The sequence below is a fragment of the Ornithinimicrobium carbonis genome, assembly GCF_977012275.1.
The window spans coordinates 1,571,217-1,587,996 of sequence record NZ_OZ348993.1; the positions used below are offsets into that span (position 1 = coordinate 1,571,217).

The following is a 16,780-nucleotide window of genomic DNA, read 5'->3' on the forward strand; positions in this document are numbered from 1 at the left end:
GCGCCGGCCGGCGGACACGGCTCAGGCCGCCGCGGTCTCGGCGGAGCCGGCGACCCGGGCCGCGGCCTCGAAGCCGGTCCCCAGGTCGGCCAGGATGTCCTCGATCCCCTCGATGCCGACGGCCAGCCGGACCAGGCCGGGGGTGACGCCGGCGGCGCGCCGGGCGTCCTCGGACAGCTGGCTGTGGGTCGTCGAGGCGGGGTGGATGACCAGGGAGCGCACGTCCCCGATGTTGGCCACGTGGCTGTGCAGCTGCAGCGCCGAGACGAACGCCTTCCCGGCCTCGACCCCGCCGGCGATCTCGAAGGCCAGCACGGCTCCGGCGCCCCCGGGGAGGTAGCGCTGCGCGAGCTCGTGCGAGGGGTGGTCGGGCAGGCCGGCGTAGTGGACCTGCTCGACCTGGTCGTGCCCGGCGAGCCACTCGGCGACCCGGCCGGCGTTGGCGACGTGCCGCTCGACCCGCAGGGACAGCGTCTCCACACCCTGCGCGATGAGGAAGGCGTTGAACGGCGCGACGGCCGGGCCGAGGTCGCGCAGCAGCTGCACGCGGGCCTTGAGGATGTAGGACAGGTTGACCCCGAAGATGCCGTCCTTGCCCAGCGTCTCGGCGTAGACGAGCCCGTTGTAGGAGGGGTCGGGCTCGGTGAAGCCGGGGAAGCGGTCGCCCTGGCCGTAGTCGAAGGCTCCCCCGTCGACGATCACACCGGCGATCGAGGTGCCGTGGCCGCCGAGGTACTTGGTGGCCGAGTGGACCACGACGTCCGCGCCGTGCTCGATCGGGCGGCACAGGTAGGGGGTGGCGATGGTGTTGTCCACGACCAGCGGCACGCCGACCTCGTGAGCCACGTCGGCGACGGCGCGGATGTCGAGCACCTCGCTGCTGGGGTTGGCGATCGTCTCGCCGAAGAACAGCTTCGTCTCCGGCCGGGCGGCGGCCCGCCACGACTCGGGGTCGGTCGGGTCCTCGACGAAGGTGACCTCGATGCCCAGCTTGGGCAGGGTGTGGGCGAAGAGGTTCTGCGTCCCGCCGTAGAGCTGCGGGCTGGCGACGAGGTGGTCGCCGGAGCCGGCGAGGTTGAGCACGGCGAGGGTGATGGCCGAGGAGCCGGACGCCACGAGCAGGGCACCGACGCCGCCCTCCAGGTCGGCGATCCGGTTCTCGACGACCTCCTGGGTCGGGTTGGTGATCCGGGTGTAGATCGGGCCCAGCTCGGCCAGGGCGAACCGGTTCGCCGCCTGGTCGGCGTCCTCGAAGACGTAGGAGGTGGTCTGGTAGATCGGCAGCGCGCGGGCGCCGGTGGCGGCGTCGGGGGTCTGGCCGGCGTGGATCTGACGGGTGTCGAAGGAGAGCTGGGCGGAGGTGGACGAGGTGCTCATGGGGAGGCCTTCCGGTGCAGGGTGGGGGCAGGTGAGGAGGTGGTGTCACGCTGCTGAGCCCGCCTCGACAGCGGAGGGGTATGCCGTGGGGCACCGGGGGTGCCGCCGGTCGCGCACGGGGCGCAGGCTGCGAGGGGGAGGCTCAGCAGCTGCGCATTCGGCGTCGCGAGGTCGTCATGGAAGAGATGTCTAGCAGCGCGCGACGACCGAAGTCAATTCGTCAGACGGGCCGTGTCGACCCGAACTGACACAGAATCCTCGGATGCAAATCCGGTTGGCGGGCAACGTCTTCGGTCATGCCCGTCCTCACGGCAGGACGGACGGCCGCAGGGCCGGCGGACACGGGTTTCTCCCGATCCACCGGCCCTGTGCCGCAGCGTCCTCGTGCCCCTCAGGGAAGGTCCACCGCCCAGCCGCCCTCGAGCGTGCCCAGGTCGAACCGGGCCAGGCCCTGGTGGTCGAGGGCCCACAGGTCCTGACCCACGACGATCGTGCGGGAGGGTGCGTCCACCCACCGGTCGTCCGCGTTCGTGCGGGCCCGGCCGCTCTCGGCGAGGACGCCGGGGCCCACGTCCAGGGCGAGGACGCCTGCGAAGCCCGGCTTGTCCTGGACGTCCCCGTCCCCCTCGGAGGCCACCGTGCCCCACGTCATCGCGGGCAGGAAGGCCTGACCGGTCGAGGGCCAGGCGGTGAACGCCCGGTGGTCCCACTCGACGGGGGAGTAGGTCTCGGGCCAGGTGAGCACCTCGGTCCGGACCGGCGCGTTCACGTCGCGCACGTCGAAGAGCGAGGCCTGCAGGCCCTTCGTCTGCCCGGTCCGCTCGTCGGCGTCCTGGCCGACGCCCAGCAGCCACCCGTCGCCGACGGGGTGCAGGTAGGCCGAGTAGCCGGGGATCTTCAGCTCGCCGGCCAGGGTCGGCGCGGAGGGGTCGGAGGTGTCGACCAGGTAGAGCGGGTCGGTCTGCCGGAAGGTGACGATCGCGGCCAGGTCGGCGTCCAGGTAGCGCACGGCGTAGATCTGCTCGGTCTCGCCCAGGCCGTCCACCCGCCCGGTCTCCACCAGCTCCTCGCCCTCCTCGGCGAGGACGACGAGCGAGGAGCTCGAGGTCTGCGAGCGCCCCGGCGGGTCGATCGTCGTGGCCACCCGCAGCACGCCGTCCTGCTCGTCCAGGGCCCACTGGTTCAGCAGGTGGCCCTCGACGCTGCCGGAGGCGACGTAGCGGGTGGCGGCCGGGTCGGAGATGTCGAAGGTGTGCAGGTCGGTGCGCATCGGCCGGTCCTGCGGCCACGGCATGCTCATGGCCGCCCACTGCCAGGCGTCCCAGGCGCTGGTGCCGACGACGAGCCGGTCGGGGGAGGCGTAGACGGTGCTGCCGCTGGCCACCAGCCCCGCGCCGGAGGTGGGGGTGACCTGGCCCGAGGCCAGGTCGAACGTCAGCACGGACATCGTCGACAGGCCGGCGGGGTCGCGCGGACGGGAGATCTCCGAGCACTCCAGCAGCGGCTCGGTGCCCACGACCCGCCCGTCGGCGTCCAGCTCCTGGCGGTGGGGCACCCAGTCCTCGATGGTGGTGGAGCGGATGAGCTCCCGGTTGCGCTCCTCGGCCTCGTCCTCGGCCCGGAGGCTGCCCGAGCCGGGCTGGGTCTGCGGGACGCCGGGGGGCTCGGTGACCATCACCATCCGGACGGTGCCGTCGATCATCCGGGCCGAGCGGTAGGACCCCTCCACGCGGACCGTCCCCAGCACCTGCGGCCGGCTCGGGTCGGACAGGTCGACGGTCATCACCAGGGTGCGGCTGGCGGGGTAGGCCACCCGCAGGCCGTCCACCGGCTGCGGCGAGGACCACTCCTGGCCGAGCACGACGAGGGTGCTGCCGTCGAGCAGCAGCTCGGAGGGGGAGGCCTGGTCGGCGCGGCCCGGCATCGGGATCCGGGCGAGCACCTCCTCGGAGGCCAGGTCGACCACGCGGACCTGCCCGCCGGTGGTGGTGACGAGGATCCGGCCGTCGGTCTTGACCGTGTCGGCCTCGTCGACGCCCTCCTCCTGGACGTTGGTGCTCGAGTGCTCGGGCGCCGCGCCGCCCCCGTCGGAGGCGGCGGACGCGGCGTCGCCGCCGGCGGCGGAGTCCTCCATCGCCCCGCCGGAGTCGTCGACGGCCATCCCCCACCCGCCGCCCCCGAGCCCGTAGGGGGTGACCAGCTCCAGCGCGTTGGCCTGGTAGTAGGTGAGCAGCTGCTGGCAGTCGTCGAAGGGCGCGAGGTAGCCCGCCGGCAGGGCCGTGGTCGCGGCCCGGACGGTCGCCTCGTCCCAGGGGGCGGGCGTCCCGCTCGTCGGGGCCCCCGTCGTCGGTGCCGACCCCGGCGGCGCCGGCTCGGGGTCCTGGGGGGCCGGGGCGCAGGCCGTAAACGCGAGGACGGCGGTGAGCGGCAGGCCCACCCGGCGGAGTGCGGTTGGCGCGGGCACGGCAGCCTCCTGGGGTGCGTGGTCGACGATGACAGGGGTATGACGTGCCCCGCCTCCGCGGCGTTCCGCCCGCCCGTGCGCTGCCGTTCCGCCGGCCCGTGCGGTGCCGATGCGCCCGCCCGTGCGGCGCCGTTCCTCCGGCCGTCCGTGCGACGGGCCCGGCGACACCGCGGCGGATGGGCGGGAATGGCATCCCGCCCGTTGTTAGGTTGGACCGTATGCCCCCCTCGCCAGGAGCCGTCCTCGTCCTGGCGCACGTGCGGGACCGGGCGGCGGTGACCGTGGCCCGCGCCCTGCGCCGCCAGGGGTGGCGCGTCGGTGCCGGGACGCCCCGGGCCTCGGCCGGGTTCGTCGGTGCCTCCCGCGCGGTGTCCGCCACGCACGTCGTGCCCCGGGCCCGCGGGACGCTGGGCGAGTTCGTCCGCGCGGTCACCGCGGCCGTGGAGGCCGAGGGCTACGACCTGGTGGTGGGCGCCGGCGACGACTGGATGGCCGCGCTCTCCCACGTCGCCGACCGGCTGCCCGTCCCGGTCGCCGCCCCCTCCCGCGCCGTGGTCGAGCAGGCCCTCGACAAGCTGGGCCTCGTGGAGGCCGCGGGCGCGGCGGGACTGGCGGCACCGCATACCTGGATCCCCTCCGACGATGTGGACCCCGGGTCGGTGCCGCTGCCCGTCGTGGTCAAGTCGCGCACCCACTGGCGGCCGGGGGTGACCCGCCGCCACCGGGTGGAGGTGGAGCTGTGCCACGACGCCGACGCGCTCGCCGGGCAGCTCGCCCGGATCCGGGCGCACGGGGACGAGCCCGTCCTCCAGCAGCCGGTGCACGGGCGGCTGGGCGCCCTCGTCGGGGTGGTGCACGAGGGACGGCTCATCGGCCGCGTCCAGCAGGTCGCCCCTCGGCTGTGGCCGACCCCGCACGGCGCTTCCGCCCGGGCTGTCACGGTGCCCGTCGACGCGGAGCTGGCCCGGCGCAGCGAGGACCTTCTGCGGCGCATCGGCTGGGTGGGGCTCGTCGAGCTGCAGTTCCTCACCGGCAAGGACGGGACCCCCTGGCTCATCGACTTCAACGGGCGGCCGTTCGGGTCGGTGGCGCTCGCCGAGAGCGCCCGGCCGGGGCTGCTCGACGCCTGGGTGCGCGGGGCGCTGGACCTGCCGGTGCCGGACCTGGCCGACGGGCGGGTCGGGGTCCGCTACCAGTGGCTGGCCGGCGACCTGCGCCGGGCGCGGATCGAGCGGCGCGGGGGACTGGCCCGGGACGTGGGGAACAGCCTGCGGTGGGCCGTCGGCGCGCGGCACAGCCTGACCCGGCTCGACGACCCGGGGCCGGTGGCGCACCTGCTCACCGCACGCTTCCGGCCCGACGACCCCGACCCGGACCACGACGAGGACGCGTCGCGCGGCACGCCCCGCAGCACCCCGCCGCTGGCGTCCTGAGGGGACGGGGGCAGCAGGTCAGGCCCGGCGTCGGAGCAGACCGACCACCTCGGCGACCACCCGTCGCTCGGGCGCCCGGAGCAGGTGCAGGACGGCCTGCTGCCCGGCCAGGGCGGCGAGCCCGACCACGGGCACGACGAGCAGGTCCGGCGCGGAGCCGAGGGCCAGGGCCGTCCCGGCGGCGACGAGGCCGGCGGCCAGACCGCTGACCAGGGCACGCACGACCTGCCCGCGGGCCTGGGCGACGTCGAGCAGGGAGTGGCGGTCGGCGACGTACCAGCTGGTGAGCACGGCCGCGAGCACCAGCGACACCGAGGTGGCCAGCACGATGCCGGGAACGCCCAGGACCGGTGCCAGGACCAGGTCACCCACGACGTTGACGACCATCGCCACGATGCTGATCGCCACCGGGCCCCGGGTGTCGCCGACGGCGTAGGAGGCGCTCACGACGACGTGCCGCCAGCCGACGGCGAGCAGCGCCGGCAGGAACCACACGACGGCGGTCGCGGTGAGCGCGACCGCGTCCTCGTCGAAGGAGCCCCGGCCGAACGCCAGCGCGACCACCCGGTCGGGCACCACCGCCAGGGCCGCCACCACCGGCACGAGGATCGTCAGCGTCACCCCCGTGCCGCGGTGCAGCAGCGCCCGCAGCTCCCGCGGACGACCGGCGGCGGCCCCCATCGCGGGGTAGAGCGGCGCCATGAGGGCGGCGACGATCAGCGTCTCCGGAAGGCTGGTCAGCCGCCACCCGAGGAAGATCGCCGAGACCGCGCCCTCCTCCACCGTGGAGGCCACCGCCCGGTCGACGAGCGTGTTGACGTTGACGACGGCCTGACCGACCATCAGCGCCGGCACCATGGCGGTGATCTCGCGCCAGCCGGGACCCTCGAGGTCCAGGCGCGTCGCCAGCCGCCAGCGGTGCCGGTGGGCCGGCCACAGCTGCAGCAGCATCCGCAGCAGCGACCCGACGACGAAGCCCCAGGCCAGGGCGGAGATGCCGTACCGGGGGCCCAGCAGCGCGGCCGCGGCGATCATCACGAGGTTGAAGGGGATCCCCTGCAGGGCGACCCAGCGGAACACGCCGTGGCCGTGCGCCAGGCCGGCGAGCAGGTCGGTCGCGGCGATGAGAACCGTGGCCAGCAGCACCACCCGCACCAGCAGGACCAGGGTGCCGTCGTCGCTCCCGGCCAGACCGGGGGCCAGGACCACGGAGATCGGCGCCGCCGCCAGGCCCAGGACGACACCGACCACCCCCAGGGCGACGGTGCCCACGACGCTGGCGGTCCACCAGCCGGGGTGGCCGGTGCAGCGTCCGGCGGCGTCCGCCCCGTCGGGTGGGCCAGCGGCACCGGTTGCGCCGGCCACCTTCTCGGCCTCCGCCTCGCGGGCGACGACCGGGGTGACCGCCCGCGTCAGCGAGGTGCCGAGGACCCCGAGCAGGATGCTGGAGAGCCCCAGCGCGACGAACCACGCGTCCAGCTCGGCGCCGGCGCCGTAGACCGCGGCGACGACCGCGTCCCGGACCAGGCCCAGGACGGTGGACACCGCGGTCAGCGCCGCGACGAGCAGGGCCGCCCTGCCCACGCCGGAGCGTGCGGCCATCACGCGGGCCCCGGTGCCCGCGTCAGAAGTTGATCATGTGGCCGGCGATGCCGTGCATGGCCTCCTTGACGGCCTCACCCAGGGTCGGGTGCGCGAAGACGACGCGGGAGACCTCGTCGGCGGTGAGGTCCCAGGTCTGGGCCACGTTGATCGCCGGCAGCAGCTCGGTCACGTCCGGTCCGATCAGGTGGGCCCCGAGGATCTCGTGGTGCTCGGCGTCAGCGACGATCTTGACGAACCCGACGGGCTCGCCCAGGCCCATGGCCTTGCCGTTGGCGGTGAACGGGAAGCTGGCGACCTTGATCTCGTGCCCGGCGTCCTTGGCCTGCTGCTCGGTCAGGCCCATCGAGGCGACCTGCGGCTGGCAGTAGGTGGCCCGGGGGATCATCCGGTAGTCCAGCGGCATCGTCTCGGCGCCGGCGATGACCTCGGCCGCGACGATGCCCATCGACTCGGCCACGTGGGCCAGCATCAGCTTGGCCGTGACGTCGCCGATGGCGTAGACGCCGTCGACGTTGGTGCGCATGTAGTCGTCGATCGCGATGGCGCCGCGCTCGGTCAGCTCGACTCCGGTGCTCTCCAGGCCGAACCCCTCGGTGCGGGGGGCGAAGCCGATGGCCGACAACAGCCGGTCCGCCTCGAGCGTCTCCTCCTTGCCGTCCTTGCTCACCTTGACCTTCACGCCCGATCCGGTGTCCTCGACCGCCTCGACCTTGGTGCCGGTGAGGACCTTCACGCCGAGCTTCTTGTAGTGCTTGGCCAGCTCCTTGGAGATGTCCGCGTCCTCGGCGGGGACCATGCGGTCCATGAACTCCACGATCGTCACGTCGACCCCGAAGTTCTTCATCACGTAGGCGAACTCCACACCGATCGCGCCGGAGCCGGCGATGATGATCGAGCCGGGCAGCTCCTCGTCGAGGATCTGCTCCTCGTAGGTGACGACGTTCTTGCTGACCTCCACGCCCGGGAGCATCCGGGTCACCGAGCCGGTGGCGAGGATGAGGTTGTCGAACTCCAGCTGCTGGGTCTGGCCGTCGTTGAGCGCGACGTCCATGCTCTTCGGGCCGGTGAGGGTGCCCCAGCCGTCGATCTCGGTGATCTTGTTCTTCTTCATGAGGAAGTGGACGCCCTTGACGATGCCGGCCGAGACCTGCCGGCTGCGCTTGAACGTCGGGCCGTAGGACATCGTGGCGTCACCCTCGATGCCGAACTTCTTCTTGTCGTGCTGCAGCGTGTGGGCCAGCTCGGCGTTCTTCAGCAGCGCCTTGGACGGGATGCACCCGACGTTGAGACAGACACCGCCCCAGTACTGCTTCTCGACGACGGCCACCTTCTTGCCCAGCTGGCTCGCGCGGATCGCCGCGACATACCCACCGGGACCGGCGCCCAGGACAACAACGTCAAAGTGATCGGCCATGGGGTCAGTATGCCGTCAGGCCTCCGGCGCCGCGCCCCGGGCACCCCCGGAGGGCCGCAGCCGCCCCACCAGCACCGTCGCCGGGAACAGAGCCAGCGCCGCCGCCCCGACCATCTTCGCCGTCTCCTCGGCCACCCGGCGCACCGTGGAGTCGATGCCGGTCAGGTCGAGGGCCACCGACGCGGCCATGGCGTCAGGGCGCGGACGGGCACCAGGGGCAGGAGGGGTCGTCGACGCGACGTCGGCACGCTCACTCCTCGATGATCTCTCCCTCGGCGACCTCGTCCTCGCCGTCGGGGCCCGCGCCTCCCGCCCCCGGGTCGTCCTCGCGGGCGACCTCGGTCTCGGCGAGCATCCGGTAGAGCTCGCGCCGGGTGCGGTCCAGCAGCCCGGCCGCCCGCTCCGTGAGGTCCTCGTCGCCGGACTGGCCCACCGCCTGCGCGGCGACCGCCAGCCCGCCCACGGCCTTCCACAGCCGCGTGCCGCTGCCGCGGCCGGACTCCCGGCGGCCACGCCGCCCGCCGCCCGCGCTGCCCGTGCCGCGACCGGTGCCCGCCCACGGGTCGGCCGGCTCGTGGCCGGTGGCGAACCCCGGGTCGGGGCCGTCCGCGGCAGCCTGCCGGCCGGCGTCGGTCAGCGTGTAGGCCTTGCGCCCGTCGTGCTCGACCTGCTCGATGAGGCCCTCGTCCTCCAGCTGGGCCAGGGCCGGGTAGATCGCGCCCGAGCTGGGCTGCCACTCCCCGAACGTGCGCTCGGAGATCTCCTGCATGAGCTGGTAGCCGTTCATCGGCCCGCCCGCGAGCAGGTGCAGGACGGCGTTGCGCACGTCCCCGCGGCGGGCCCGTCGGGCCCGTCCCTGCGGACCGCCCCGGCGGTGCTGGTGCCGGTCGCCGCCGAGGCCCGTGCCGCCCAGGTCCACCCCCGGCCAGGAGCCGGTGCCGAACGGCCCCTGCGGACCGAAGATGCCGCCCGGGCCCATGGGGCCGCGCGGACCGAACGGTCCCTCGGGACCGAAGAACTGCTCCGGGTCGAACCCGCCTCGTCGCTGTGTCATGGCTCCATCGTCCGCCTGCGGTGTCGACATGTCAACGTCATATCGATAGCGGCGCACCCGGCTGCCCCGGGGTGCACTGCATACCTGTGCGGTCGGTCACATATCCATCCAGGGGGTTGACGTCGCGGCAGCGATGGGCCAGAGTTGCGCCCATGCACCTCTTCGTTCTCGTACTTATTAGCCAGGGACGCGCCACGGCCTGATCTCAGACCGCGCCGCGTCCTCCCCTCGTCAGCCCTCCGGGCCGAGGGGTTTTTTGTTGCCCGACCACCACTCCGACACCCTCCAGCACCCCTCGTAGTCAGGACCAGGACGATGACCGCCACCCCCGTGAGCAGCGACACGATCACCGACGGCGCGACCGTGACCGCCCCCGGCACCACCGGCGGGCGGTCCGTGGACGGAGGCCCCCGCACCGGGGCCGAGCAGCTCGTCGACACCCTCCGGCGGGTCGGGGTGGAGCACATCTTCGGCCTGCCCGGCGGCGCGGTGCTGCCCCTCTACGACGCGCTCTACGAGGCCGAGGGGATCCGCCACATCCTCGTCCGGCACGAGCAGGGCGCCGGCCACGCCGCGCAAGGGTATGCAGCCGCGACCGGGAAGGTCGGCGTGTGCCTGGCCACGAGCGGGCCGGGGGCGACGAACCTGGTGACCCCGCTGGCCGACGCCAACATGGACTCGGTCCCGATGGTGGCGATCACCGGGAACGTGGCCAGCACCGCGATCGGCTCGGACGCCTTCCAGGAGGCGGACATCCGCTCGATCTCGATGCCGGTGACCAAGCACTCCTTCTTCGTCACCCGTCCCGACGAGATCGCCGCCACCATCGCCTCGGCCTTCCACCTGGCCTCCACCGGCCGTCCGGGCCCGGTCCTGGTCGACATCACCAAGGACGCCCTGATCGCCCACGCGAGCGACGAGCTGCGCCAGCTGCCGATGCCCGGCTACCGGCCCGCGACGGCCCCGGCGCCGCAGGAGGTCCGCGACGCCGTCGAGCTGATGCTCACCGCCCGTCGTCCCGTCCTCTACGTCGGCGGAGGCTGCATCCGCGCGAACGCCTCCGAGCAGGTGCGGGCCCTGGCCGAGCTCACCGGGATGCCGGTGGTCACCACCCTCATGGCCCGCGGAGCCTTCCCGGACAGCCACCCCCAGCACATGGGGATGCCGGGGATGCACGGCACCGTCTCGGCGGTCGCCGCCCTGCAGAAGTCCGACCTCATCATCAGCCTGGGCGCCCGCTTCGACGACCGGGTCACCGGGGCCAAGGACTCCTTCGCCCCCGGCGCCACGATCGTGCACGCCGACATCGACCCGGCCGAGATCGGCAAGAACTTCCCCACCGCGGTCGGCCTCCTGGGTGACGCCCGCGCGACGATCGAGCTGCTCGCCACCGAGTGGACCCGCCGCACCGCCGAGGGCGCGACCTACGACTTCGAGGCGTGGAACGCCCGCTGCCGCGGCTGGAAGTCGCGCTACCCGCTGGGCTACGAGGAGCCCAGCGACGGTGCCCTCGCCCCGCAGTACGTCATCGAGCGCCTCGGCGCCCTCGCCGGTCCGGACGCGATCTTCGCCTCCGGCGTCGGGCAGCACCAGATGTGGGCCAGCCAGTTCATCGGCTACGAGGAGCCGCGCCGCTGGCTCAACTCCGGCGGGCTGGGGACCATGGGGTATGCCGTGCCCGCCGCCATGGGCGCGAAGGTGGCCATGCCGGGCAGCACCGTCTGGGCCATCGACGGCGACGGCTGCTTCCAGATGACCAACCAGGAGCTGGCCACCTGCGCGATCGAGGGCATCCCGATCAAGGTCGCGATCATCAACAACGCGGCCCTGGGGATGGTCAAGCAGTGGCAGGCGCTGTTCTACTCCGAGCGCTTCAGCGCCTCCCAGCTGCCCTCGGCCCAGATCCCGGACTTCGCCGCGCTGGCCCGGGCCTACGGCTGCGTGGGGCTGCGCTGCGACACCCGCGAGGACGTGGACCGCACGATCGAGGAGGCCATGGCCGTCGACGACCAGCCGGTCGTCGTGGACTTCCGGGTCAGCAAGGACTCGATGGTCTGGCCGATGGTCCCCGCCGGCACCAGCAACGACGCCATCCAGCACGCGCGCGACCTCACCCCCGAGTTCGGCGAGGACGAGTGATGACGCTGCTCCACGACTACCCGCTGCCCGACCGCGAGGTCCCCACGGCCCCGCAGGCCCACCGACCCGTTCCTCCCTCCTCCACCCCTCCCCGCCCCACCGGCACCACCACGAAAGGCACTCCCATGCGACCCGACCACCACCGCCACGCCCTGTCCGTCCTGGTCGAGAACAACCCCGGCGTCCTCGCCCGGGTCTCGGTCCTCTTCGCCCGGCGCAACTTCAACATCGACCACCTGGTCGTCGGTCCGACCGAGGACAACAAGGTCTCCCGGATGACCATCGTCGTCAACGTCGACGCGGAGCAGCTGCACAAGGTCACCAGCCAGCTGGACAAGCTCGTCGAGGTCATCCACATCCAGGAGCTCGACGACGCGGACGCCATCCGCACCCAGCTGTGGGAGATCAACGACAACGGTCCCCGCCCGGTCGGCGCCATGGCGGCCGCCGCCTTCTGACCCGGCGGCGCGCCGCACCGCATACCCTCTGCACCACCTGGACCACGGCGCCACCCCCGCGCCGCGGTCCCCCCACCTGCACCCCACCACCACAGGAGAGAACACGCCGATGGCCACCATGTACTACGACGACGACGCCGACCTGTCCATCATCCAGGGCCGGAAGGTCGCCGTGCTCGGCTACGGCAGCCAGGGGCACGCGCACGCGCTGTCGCTGCGGGACTCCGGCGTCGACGTCCGGGTCGGGCTCGCCGAGGGCAGCTCGAGCCGGGACAAGGCGCGGGCCGAGGGGCTGGCCGTCATGACGCCGGCGGAGGCCTGCGCGGAGGCCGACGTCATCATGGTGCTCGTCCCCGACCACGTGCAGCGCCACCTCTACGCCGAGGCGATCGAGCCGCACCTCTCCGACGGCAAGGCGCTGTTCTTCAGCCACGGCTTCAACATCCGGTTCGGCTACATCAAGCCCCCGGCCGGCGTGGACGTGTGCATGGTCGCGCCGAAGGGCCCGGGCCACCTCGTGCGCCGGGAGTACGTCGACGGGCGCGGCGTGCCGGTGCTCGTGGCCGTGGAGCAGGACGCGACCGGCGACGCCAAGGCGCTGGCGCTGTCCTACGCCTCGGCGATCGGCGGCCTGCGCGCCGGCGGCATCGAGACCACCTTCACGGAGGAGACCGAGACCGACCTCTTCGGCGAGCAGTCGGTGCTCTGCGGGGGCATGAGCCAGCTGGTGATGTACGGCTTCGAGACGCTCACCGAGGCCGGCTACCAGCCGGAGGTGGCCTACTTCGAGTGCCTGCACGAGCTCAAGCTCATCGTCGACCTCATGTACGAGGGTGGCATCGCCAAGCAGCGCTGGTCGATCTCCGACACCGCGGAGTACGGCGACTACGTCTCCGGTCCGCGGGTCATCGACCCCAGCGTGAAGGAGAACATGCAGGCGGTGCTGGAGGACATCCGCAACGGGTCCTTCGCCGACCGCTTCATCCAGGACCAGGACGCGGGCGCGCCGGAGTTCAAGGCCCTGCGCGAGAAGGGCGCCCAGCACCCGATCGAGGCCACCGGCAAGGAGCTGCGCGGGATGATGGCCTGGGTCAAGTCGCACGACAGCGACTACGTCGAGGGGTCGGCCGCACGTGACTGAGCCCACCGTCCCGACCGGGGTCGACCCCAAGCCCCGCTCGCGGGACGTCACCGACGGGCTGGAGAAGACCGCCGCGCGCGGCATGCTCCGGGCGGTCGGCATGGGGGACGACGACTGGGTCAAGCCCCAGGTCGGCGTCGCCAGCAGCTGGAACGAGATCACGCCCTGCAACCTGTCGCTGGACCGGCTCGCCAAGGCCGTCAAGGACGGGGTGCACTCCGCCGGCGGCTACCCGCTGGAGTTCGGCACGATCTCGGTCTCCGACGGCATCTCGATGGGCCACGAGGGGATGCACTACTCCCTGGTGTCGCGGGAGATCATCGCCGACTCCGTGGAGACGGTGATGTCGGCCGAGCGGCTCGACGGGTCGGTGCTGCTCGCCGGCTGCGACAAGTCGCTGCCCGGGATGCTCATGGCCGCGGCCCGGCTGGACCTGGCCTCGGTGTTCGTCTACGCCGGGTCGATCCTGCCCGGCCGGGCCCGCATGTCCGACGGCTCGGAGCGCGAGGTCACGATCATCGACGCCTTCGAGGCCGTCGGGGCGTGCGCCGCCGGGCTGATGTCGCGCGAGGACGTCGACGCCATCGAGCGGGCGATCTGCCCGGGCGAGGGCGCCTGCGGCGGCTTCTACACGGCCAACACGATGGCCGCGGCGGCAGAGGCCCTCGGCATGTCGCTGCCCGGCTCGGCGGCACCGCCGGCCACGGACCGCCGCCGGGACGGGTTCGCCCGCCGGTCCGGCGAGGCTGTGGTGAACATGCTGCGCACCGGGCTGACGGCCCGGCAGATCCTCACCCGGGAGGCGTTCGAGAACGCGATCGCGGTGACGATGGCCTTCGGCGGGTCGACCAACGCGGTGCTGCACCTGCTGGCGATCGCCAGCGAGGCCGAGGTGCCGCTCACGCTGGACGACTTCCGGCGGATCGGGGCCAAGGTGCCGCACCTGGCGGACGTCAAGCCGTTCGGGCGGCACGTCATGGTCGACATCGACCGGATCGGCGGCATCCCCGTCGTCATGCAGGCGCTGCTCGACGCCGACCTGCTGCACGGCGACGCGATGACGGTGACCGGGAGGACGGTGGCCGAGAACCTGCGCGAGCTCGGCGCCCCGCCGCTGGACGGGACGGTCCTGCGGACGATGGACAACCCGATCCACGCCACCGGTGGGCTGACGATCCTGCAGGGGTCGCTGGCCCCCGGGGGAGCGGTCGTGAAGTCGGCCGGTTTCGACTCCGACGTCTTCCGCGGCACCGCCCGGGTCTTCGACGGGGAGCGAGCCGCGATGGACGCGCTCGAGGCCGGCGCCGTCTCGGCCGGCGACGTCGTGGTCATCCGCTACGAGGGACCCAAGGGTGGCCCGGGCATGCGCGAGATGCTCGCGATCACCGGGGCGATCAAGGGCGCCGGCCTGGGCAAGGACGTCCTGCTCATCACCGACGGGCGCTTCTCCGGCGGGACGACCGGCCTGTGCGTGGGCCACATCGCCCCCGAGGCCACCGACGGCGGCCCGGTCGCGCTCGTGCAGGACGGCGACCCGATCGTCCTGGACGTGGCGGGCGGCCGGCTCGACCTGGAGGTCGACGAGGCCGAGCTGGAGCGGCGCCGGGCGGGCTGGTCGCCCCCGGAGCCGCCCGCGCGGGCGCGTCGCGGCGTGCTGGCCAAGTACGTCCAGCTCGTCGGGTCCGCCTCGGAGGGTGCGGTCACCCACTGAACGTGCAGTCGGTCGTGGCCCCGGCCGGGGCCACGATCGACTGCGGCCGCCCAGGCCCGGGATGGGAGGATGGCCGGCATGCCGTCCCGCCCCCTCGACCAGATCCTCGCCGACCCCTCGGGCCAGTCCTGGGCGGTCCTGTGGCGCGAGGGTCAGCAGCAGGCCGAGGTGGTCGTGGGCGACGTCGTCGACCTGCACCGGCTGGCCGACCTGCCCCGTCCGCGCGAGGGCGAGCCGGTCCTGGCGCTGGTGCCCTACCGGCAGATCACCGAGCGCGGCTTCGCCGCCCACGACGACGGCACCCCGCTGCGCGTGCTGCGCCCGGCCGGCCCCACGGCATACCAGCACCTGCCCGTGGACGAGCTCGTCGCCGCGCTGCCCACGGTGCCCGTCGAGGTGACCGACGAGCGGTTCAGCGTCTCCGACGACGACTACGCCCGGATCGTCGAGCGGGTCATCACCGACGAGATCGGCACCGGCGAGGGGGCGAACTTCGTCATCCGCCGGGACGTGCTGTGCCGCACCGCGACCGACCCTGCGCTGGCCGCCCTGACGTGGCTGCGGACGCTGCTCACCGACGAGCAGGGCGCCTACTGGAGCTTCGCGGTGCACACACCCGGGCACACCCTCGTCGGCGCCACCCCCGAGCGGCACGTCAGCGTCAAGGACGGGCGGGTGTGGATGAACCCGATCTCGGGCACCTTCCGCCACCCGCGCGGCGCCGACCCCGACGGCAGCGTGGTGACGGCGGCGTTCACCGACTTCGTCCAGGACACCAAGGAGACCGAGGAGCTCTTCATGGTGGTCGACGAGGAGATGAAGATGATGGCCCAGATCTGCTCCGACGGCGGGCGGATCACCGGCCCGCTGCTGAAGCAGATGGCCCACCTGACGCACACGGAGTACCTCCTGGACGGCGCCAGCGAGGCCGACGTACGGGACGTGCTGCGCGCCACCATGTTCGCCCCGACGGTCACCGGCTCGCCGATGGAGAACGCCTGCAGCGTGATCCGCCGGCACGAGCCCGGCGGCCGCGGCTACTACTCCGGGGTGCTCGCCCTCGTCGACCTCGACGAGGAGGGAGGGGAGCGGCTGGACGCGCCGATCCTCATCCGTACCGCCCACGTCGACGACGCCGGCACGATCACCGTCAGCGCGGGGGCCACGCTCGTGCGCCACTCCGACCCGCGCTCGGAGGTGGAGGAGACCAGCGCCAAGGCGCGGGGCATGCTCGCCGCGCTCGGCCTGCGCGAGCGCCGGGGAGGAGGGTATGCGGTGCAGCTCGCCTCCCTGCCCGGCGTCGCCGAGGCCCTGGCCGCGCGCAACGAGACCCTCTCGCCGTTCTGGCTGTCGCCGCAGGAGGTGCGTCCGGACCCCGATCTGGCCGGCCGGCGGGTGCTGGTGGTCGACGCCGAGGACACCTGGACCCAGATGCTGGCGCACATGGTCCGGCACGTGGGGATGACCGCCACCGTCCGCCGGTGGGAGGACGTCCGGGTCGAGGACGTCCTGGACGAGGGGCTGGACCTGCTCCTCCTGGGCCCGGGGCCCGGCGACCCGACCCGGCGGGAGGACCCGCGGATCGCCCGGTTGCGCGAGCTGGCGCTGGCGCGGCTGGAGGCCGACCGGCCCCTGCTGGCCGTGTGCCTGTCCCACCAGGTGCTCTGCGACCTGGCGGGCCTGGAGATCTCGGTGCTGCAGAGGCCGAACCAGGGCGTCCAGCTGCCGGTCGACCTGTGGGGCCGCCGGCGGCTGATCGGCTTCTACAACACCTTCGTCGCCAGGCCGTCCGGGGTGGCGCCGGTGCTGGCCGGGCGGGACCTGGAGGTGGCGCTGCACGAGGACGGCCAGGGGGTCGTCGCGCTCCGCGGCCGGGGGGTGGCCACGATCCAGGGTCACGCCGAGTCGGTCCTCTCCCGGGACGGCCTGGTCACCCTGCACGAGCTGCTTCGGCACGCCGTGGGAGCACCCTAGGGGGAGACTG

The 16,780-nt window shown here is 73.4% G+C and carries 12 protein-coding genes; 6 read left to right on the forward strand and 6 right to left on the reverse strand.

Annotated features, from left to right (window positions below; genetic code table 11):
• Positions 1-21: 21 nt before the first annotated feature.
• Both ACWHYA_RS07050 and ACWHYA_RS07055 read right to left on the reverse strand, forming a co-directional pair.
• Positions 22-1,377, reverse strand: a complete 1,356-nt coding sequence (locus ACWHYA_RS07050; protein ID WP_425941947.1) for a bifunctional o-acetylhomoserine/o-acetylserine sulfhydrylase — start codon at positions 1,375-1,377, stop codon at positions 22-24.
• A gap of 391 nt (positions 1,378-1,768) precedes the next feature.
• Positions 1,769-3,841 carry a beta-propeller domain-containing protein gene (locus ACWHYA_RS07055; RefSeq protein WP_425941945.1) on the reverse strand — a complete coding sequence of 691 codons (2,073 nt, stop codon included), beginning with the start codon at positions 3,839-3,841 and terminating at the stop codon, positions 1,769-1,771.
• A 218-nt stretch (positions 3,842-4,059) separates the two neighbouring features.
• Here ACWHYA_RS07055 and ACWHYA_RS07060 point away from each other — a divergent pair, with 218 nt between their 5' ends.
• Positions 4,060-5,274, forward strand: coding sequence for an ATP-grasp domain-containing protein (locus ACWHYA_RS07060; RefSeq protein WP_425941944.1), 1,215 nt, complete (start codon positions 4,060-4,062; stop codon positions 5,272-5,274).
• Positions 5,275-5,292: 18 nt separating this feature from the next.
• Here ACWHYA_RS07060 and murJ read toward each other — a convergent pair whose 3' ends face one another.
• The 4 genes from murJ to ACWHYA_RS07080 form a co-directional block, all read right to left on the reverse strand.
• Positions 5,293-6,876 (reverse strand): murein biosynthesis integral membrane protein MurJ, encoded by a 1,584-nt coding sequence (gene murJ, locus ACWHYA_RS07065; RefSeq protein ID WP_425941942.1) that lies wholly within the window; start codon positions 6,874-6,876, stop codon positions 5,293-5,295.
• A gap of 22 nt (positions 6,877-6,898) precedes the next feature.
• Positions 6,899-8,293 (reverse strand): dihydrolipoyl dehydrogenase, encoded by a 1,395-nt coding sequence (gene lpdA / locus ACWHYA_RS07070; RefSeq protein WP_425941940.1) that lies wholly within the window; start codon positions 8,291-8,293, stop codon positions 6,899-6,901.
• Positions 8,294-8,308: 15 nt separating this feature from the next.
• Positions 8,309-8,482 (reverse strand): hypothetical protein, encoded by a 174-nt coding sequence (locus ACWHYA_RS07075; RefSeq protein ID WP_425941938.1) that lies wholly within the window; start codon positions 8,480-8,482, stop codon positions 8,309-8,311.
• 61 nt (positions 8,483-8,543) lie between these two features.
• Positions 8,544-9,347 (reverse strand): PadR family transcriptional regulator, encoded by an 804-nt coding sequence (locus ACWHYA_RS07080; RefSeq protein WP_425941936.1) that lies wholly within the window; start codon positions 9,345-9,347, stop codon positions 8,544-8,546.
• 315 nt (positions 9,348-9,662) lie between these two features.
• Here ACWHYA_RS07080 and ACWHYA_RS07085 point away from each other — a divergent pair, with 315 nt between their 5' ends.
• The 5 genes from ACWHYA_RS07085 (at position 9,663) to ACWHYA_RS07105 (ending at position 16,770) form a co-directional block, all read left to right on the forward strand.
• Positions 9,663-11,486, forward strand: coding sequence for an acetolactate synthase large subunit (locus tag ACWHYA_RS07085; RefSeq protein WP_425941934.1), 1,824 nt, complete (start codon positions 9,663-9,665; stop codon positions 11,484-11,486).
• Positions 11,486-11,944: an acetolactate synthase small subunit gene (gene ilvN, locus ACWHYA_RS07090; RefSeq protein WP_425941933.1), complete on the forward strand. Its 459-nt coding sequence runs from the start codon at positions 11,486-11,488 to the stop codon at positions 11,942-11,944. Before ACWHYA_RS07085 ends, ilvN begins: the two co-directional genes overlap by 1 nt.
• A gap of 109 nt (positions 11,945-12,053) precedes the next feature.
• Positions 12,054-13,085, forward strand: coding sequence for a ketol-acid reductoisomerase (ilvC, locus tag ACWHYA_RS07095; RefSeq protein WP_425941932.1), 1,032 nt, complete (start codon positions 12,054-12,056; stop codon positions 13,083-13,085).
• Positions 13,078-14,796 (forward strand): dihydroxy-acid dehydratase, encoded by a 1,719-nt coding sequence (ilvD, locus tag ACWHYA_RS07100; RefSeq protein WP_425941930.1) that lies wholly within the window; start codon positions 13,078-13,080, stop codon positions 14,794-14,796. The genes ilvC and ilvD overlap by 8 nt, the downstream gene beginning before the upstream one ends.
• Positions 14,797-14,874: 78 nt before the next feature.
• Positions 14,875-16,770 carry a chorismate-binding protein gene (locus tag ACWHYA_RS07105; protein ID WP_425941928.1) on the forward strand — a complete coding sequence of 632 codons (1,896 nt, stop codon included), beginning with the start codon at positions 14,875-14,877 and terminating at the stop codon, positions 16,768-16,770.
• The last annotated feature ends 10 nt before the right edge of the window (positions 16,771-16,780 follow it).

Bases quoted from the DNA above. Each gene is read 5' to 3' on its own strand.
- ACWHYA_RS07105 (WP_425941928.1), top strand. From the start codon at position 14,875: ATGCCGTCCCGCCCCCTCGACCAGATCCTCGCCGACCCCTCGGGCCAG.
- ACWHYA_RS07075 (WP_425941938.1), bottom strand. From the start codon at position 8,482: ATGGCCGCGTCGGTGGCCCTCGACCTGACCGGCATCGACTCCACGGTG.
- ACWHYA_RS07085 (WP_425941934.1), top strand. From the start codon at position 9,663: ATGACCGCCACCCCCGTGAGCAGCGACACGATCACCGACGGCGCGACC.
- ACWHYA_RS07050 (WP_425941947.1), bottom strand. From the start codon at position 1,377: ATGAGCACCTCGTCCACCTCCGCCCAGCTCTCCTTCGACACCCGTCAG.
- ACWHYA_RS07060 (WP_425941944.1), top strand. From the start codon at position 4,060: ATGCCCCCCTCGCCAGGAGCCGTCCTCGTCCTGGCGCACGTGCGGGAC.
- lpdA (WP_425941940.1), bottom strand. From the start codon at position 8,293: ATGGCCGATCACTTTGACGTTGTTGTCCTGGGCGCCGGTCCCGGTGGG.
- ilvN (WP_425941933.1), top strand. From the start codon at position 11,486: ATGACGCTGCTCCACGACTACCCGCTGCCCGACCGCGAGGTCCCCACG.
- murJ (WP_425941942.1), bottom strand. From the start codon at position 6,876: ATGGCCGCACGCTCCGGCGTGGGCAGGGCGGCCCTGCTCGTCGCGGCG.
- ilvC (WP_425941932.1), top strand. From the start codon at position 12,054: ATGGCCACCATGTACTACGACGACGACGCCGACCTGTCCATCATCCAG.
- ACWHYA_RS07080 (WP_425941936.1), bottom strand. From the start codon at position 9,347: ATGACACAGCGACGAGGCGGGTTCGACCCGGAGCAGTTCTTCGGTCCC.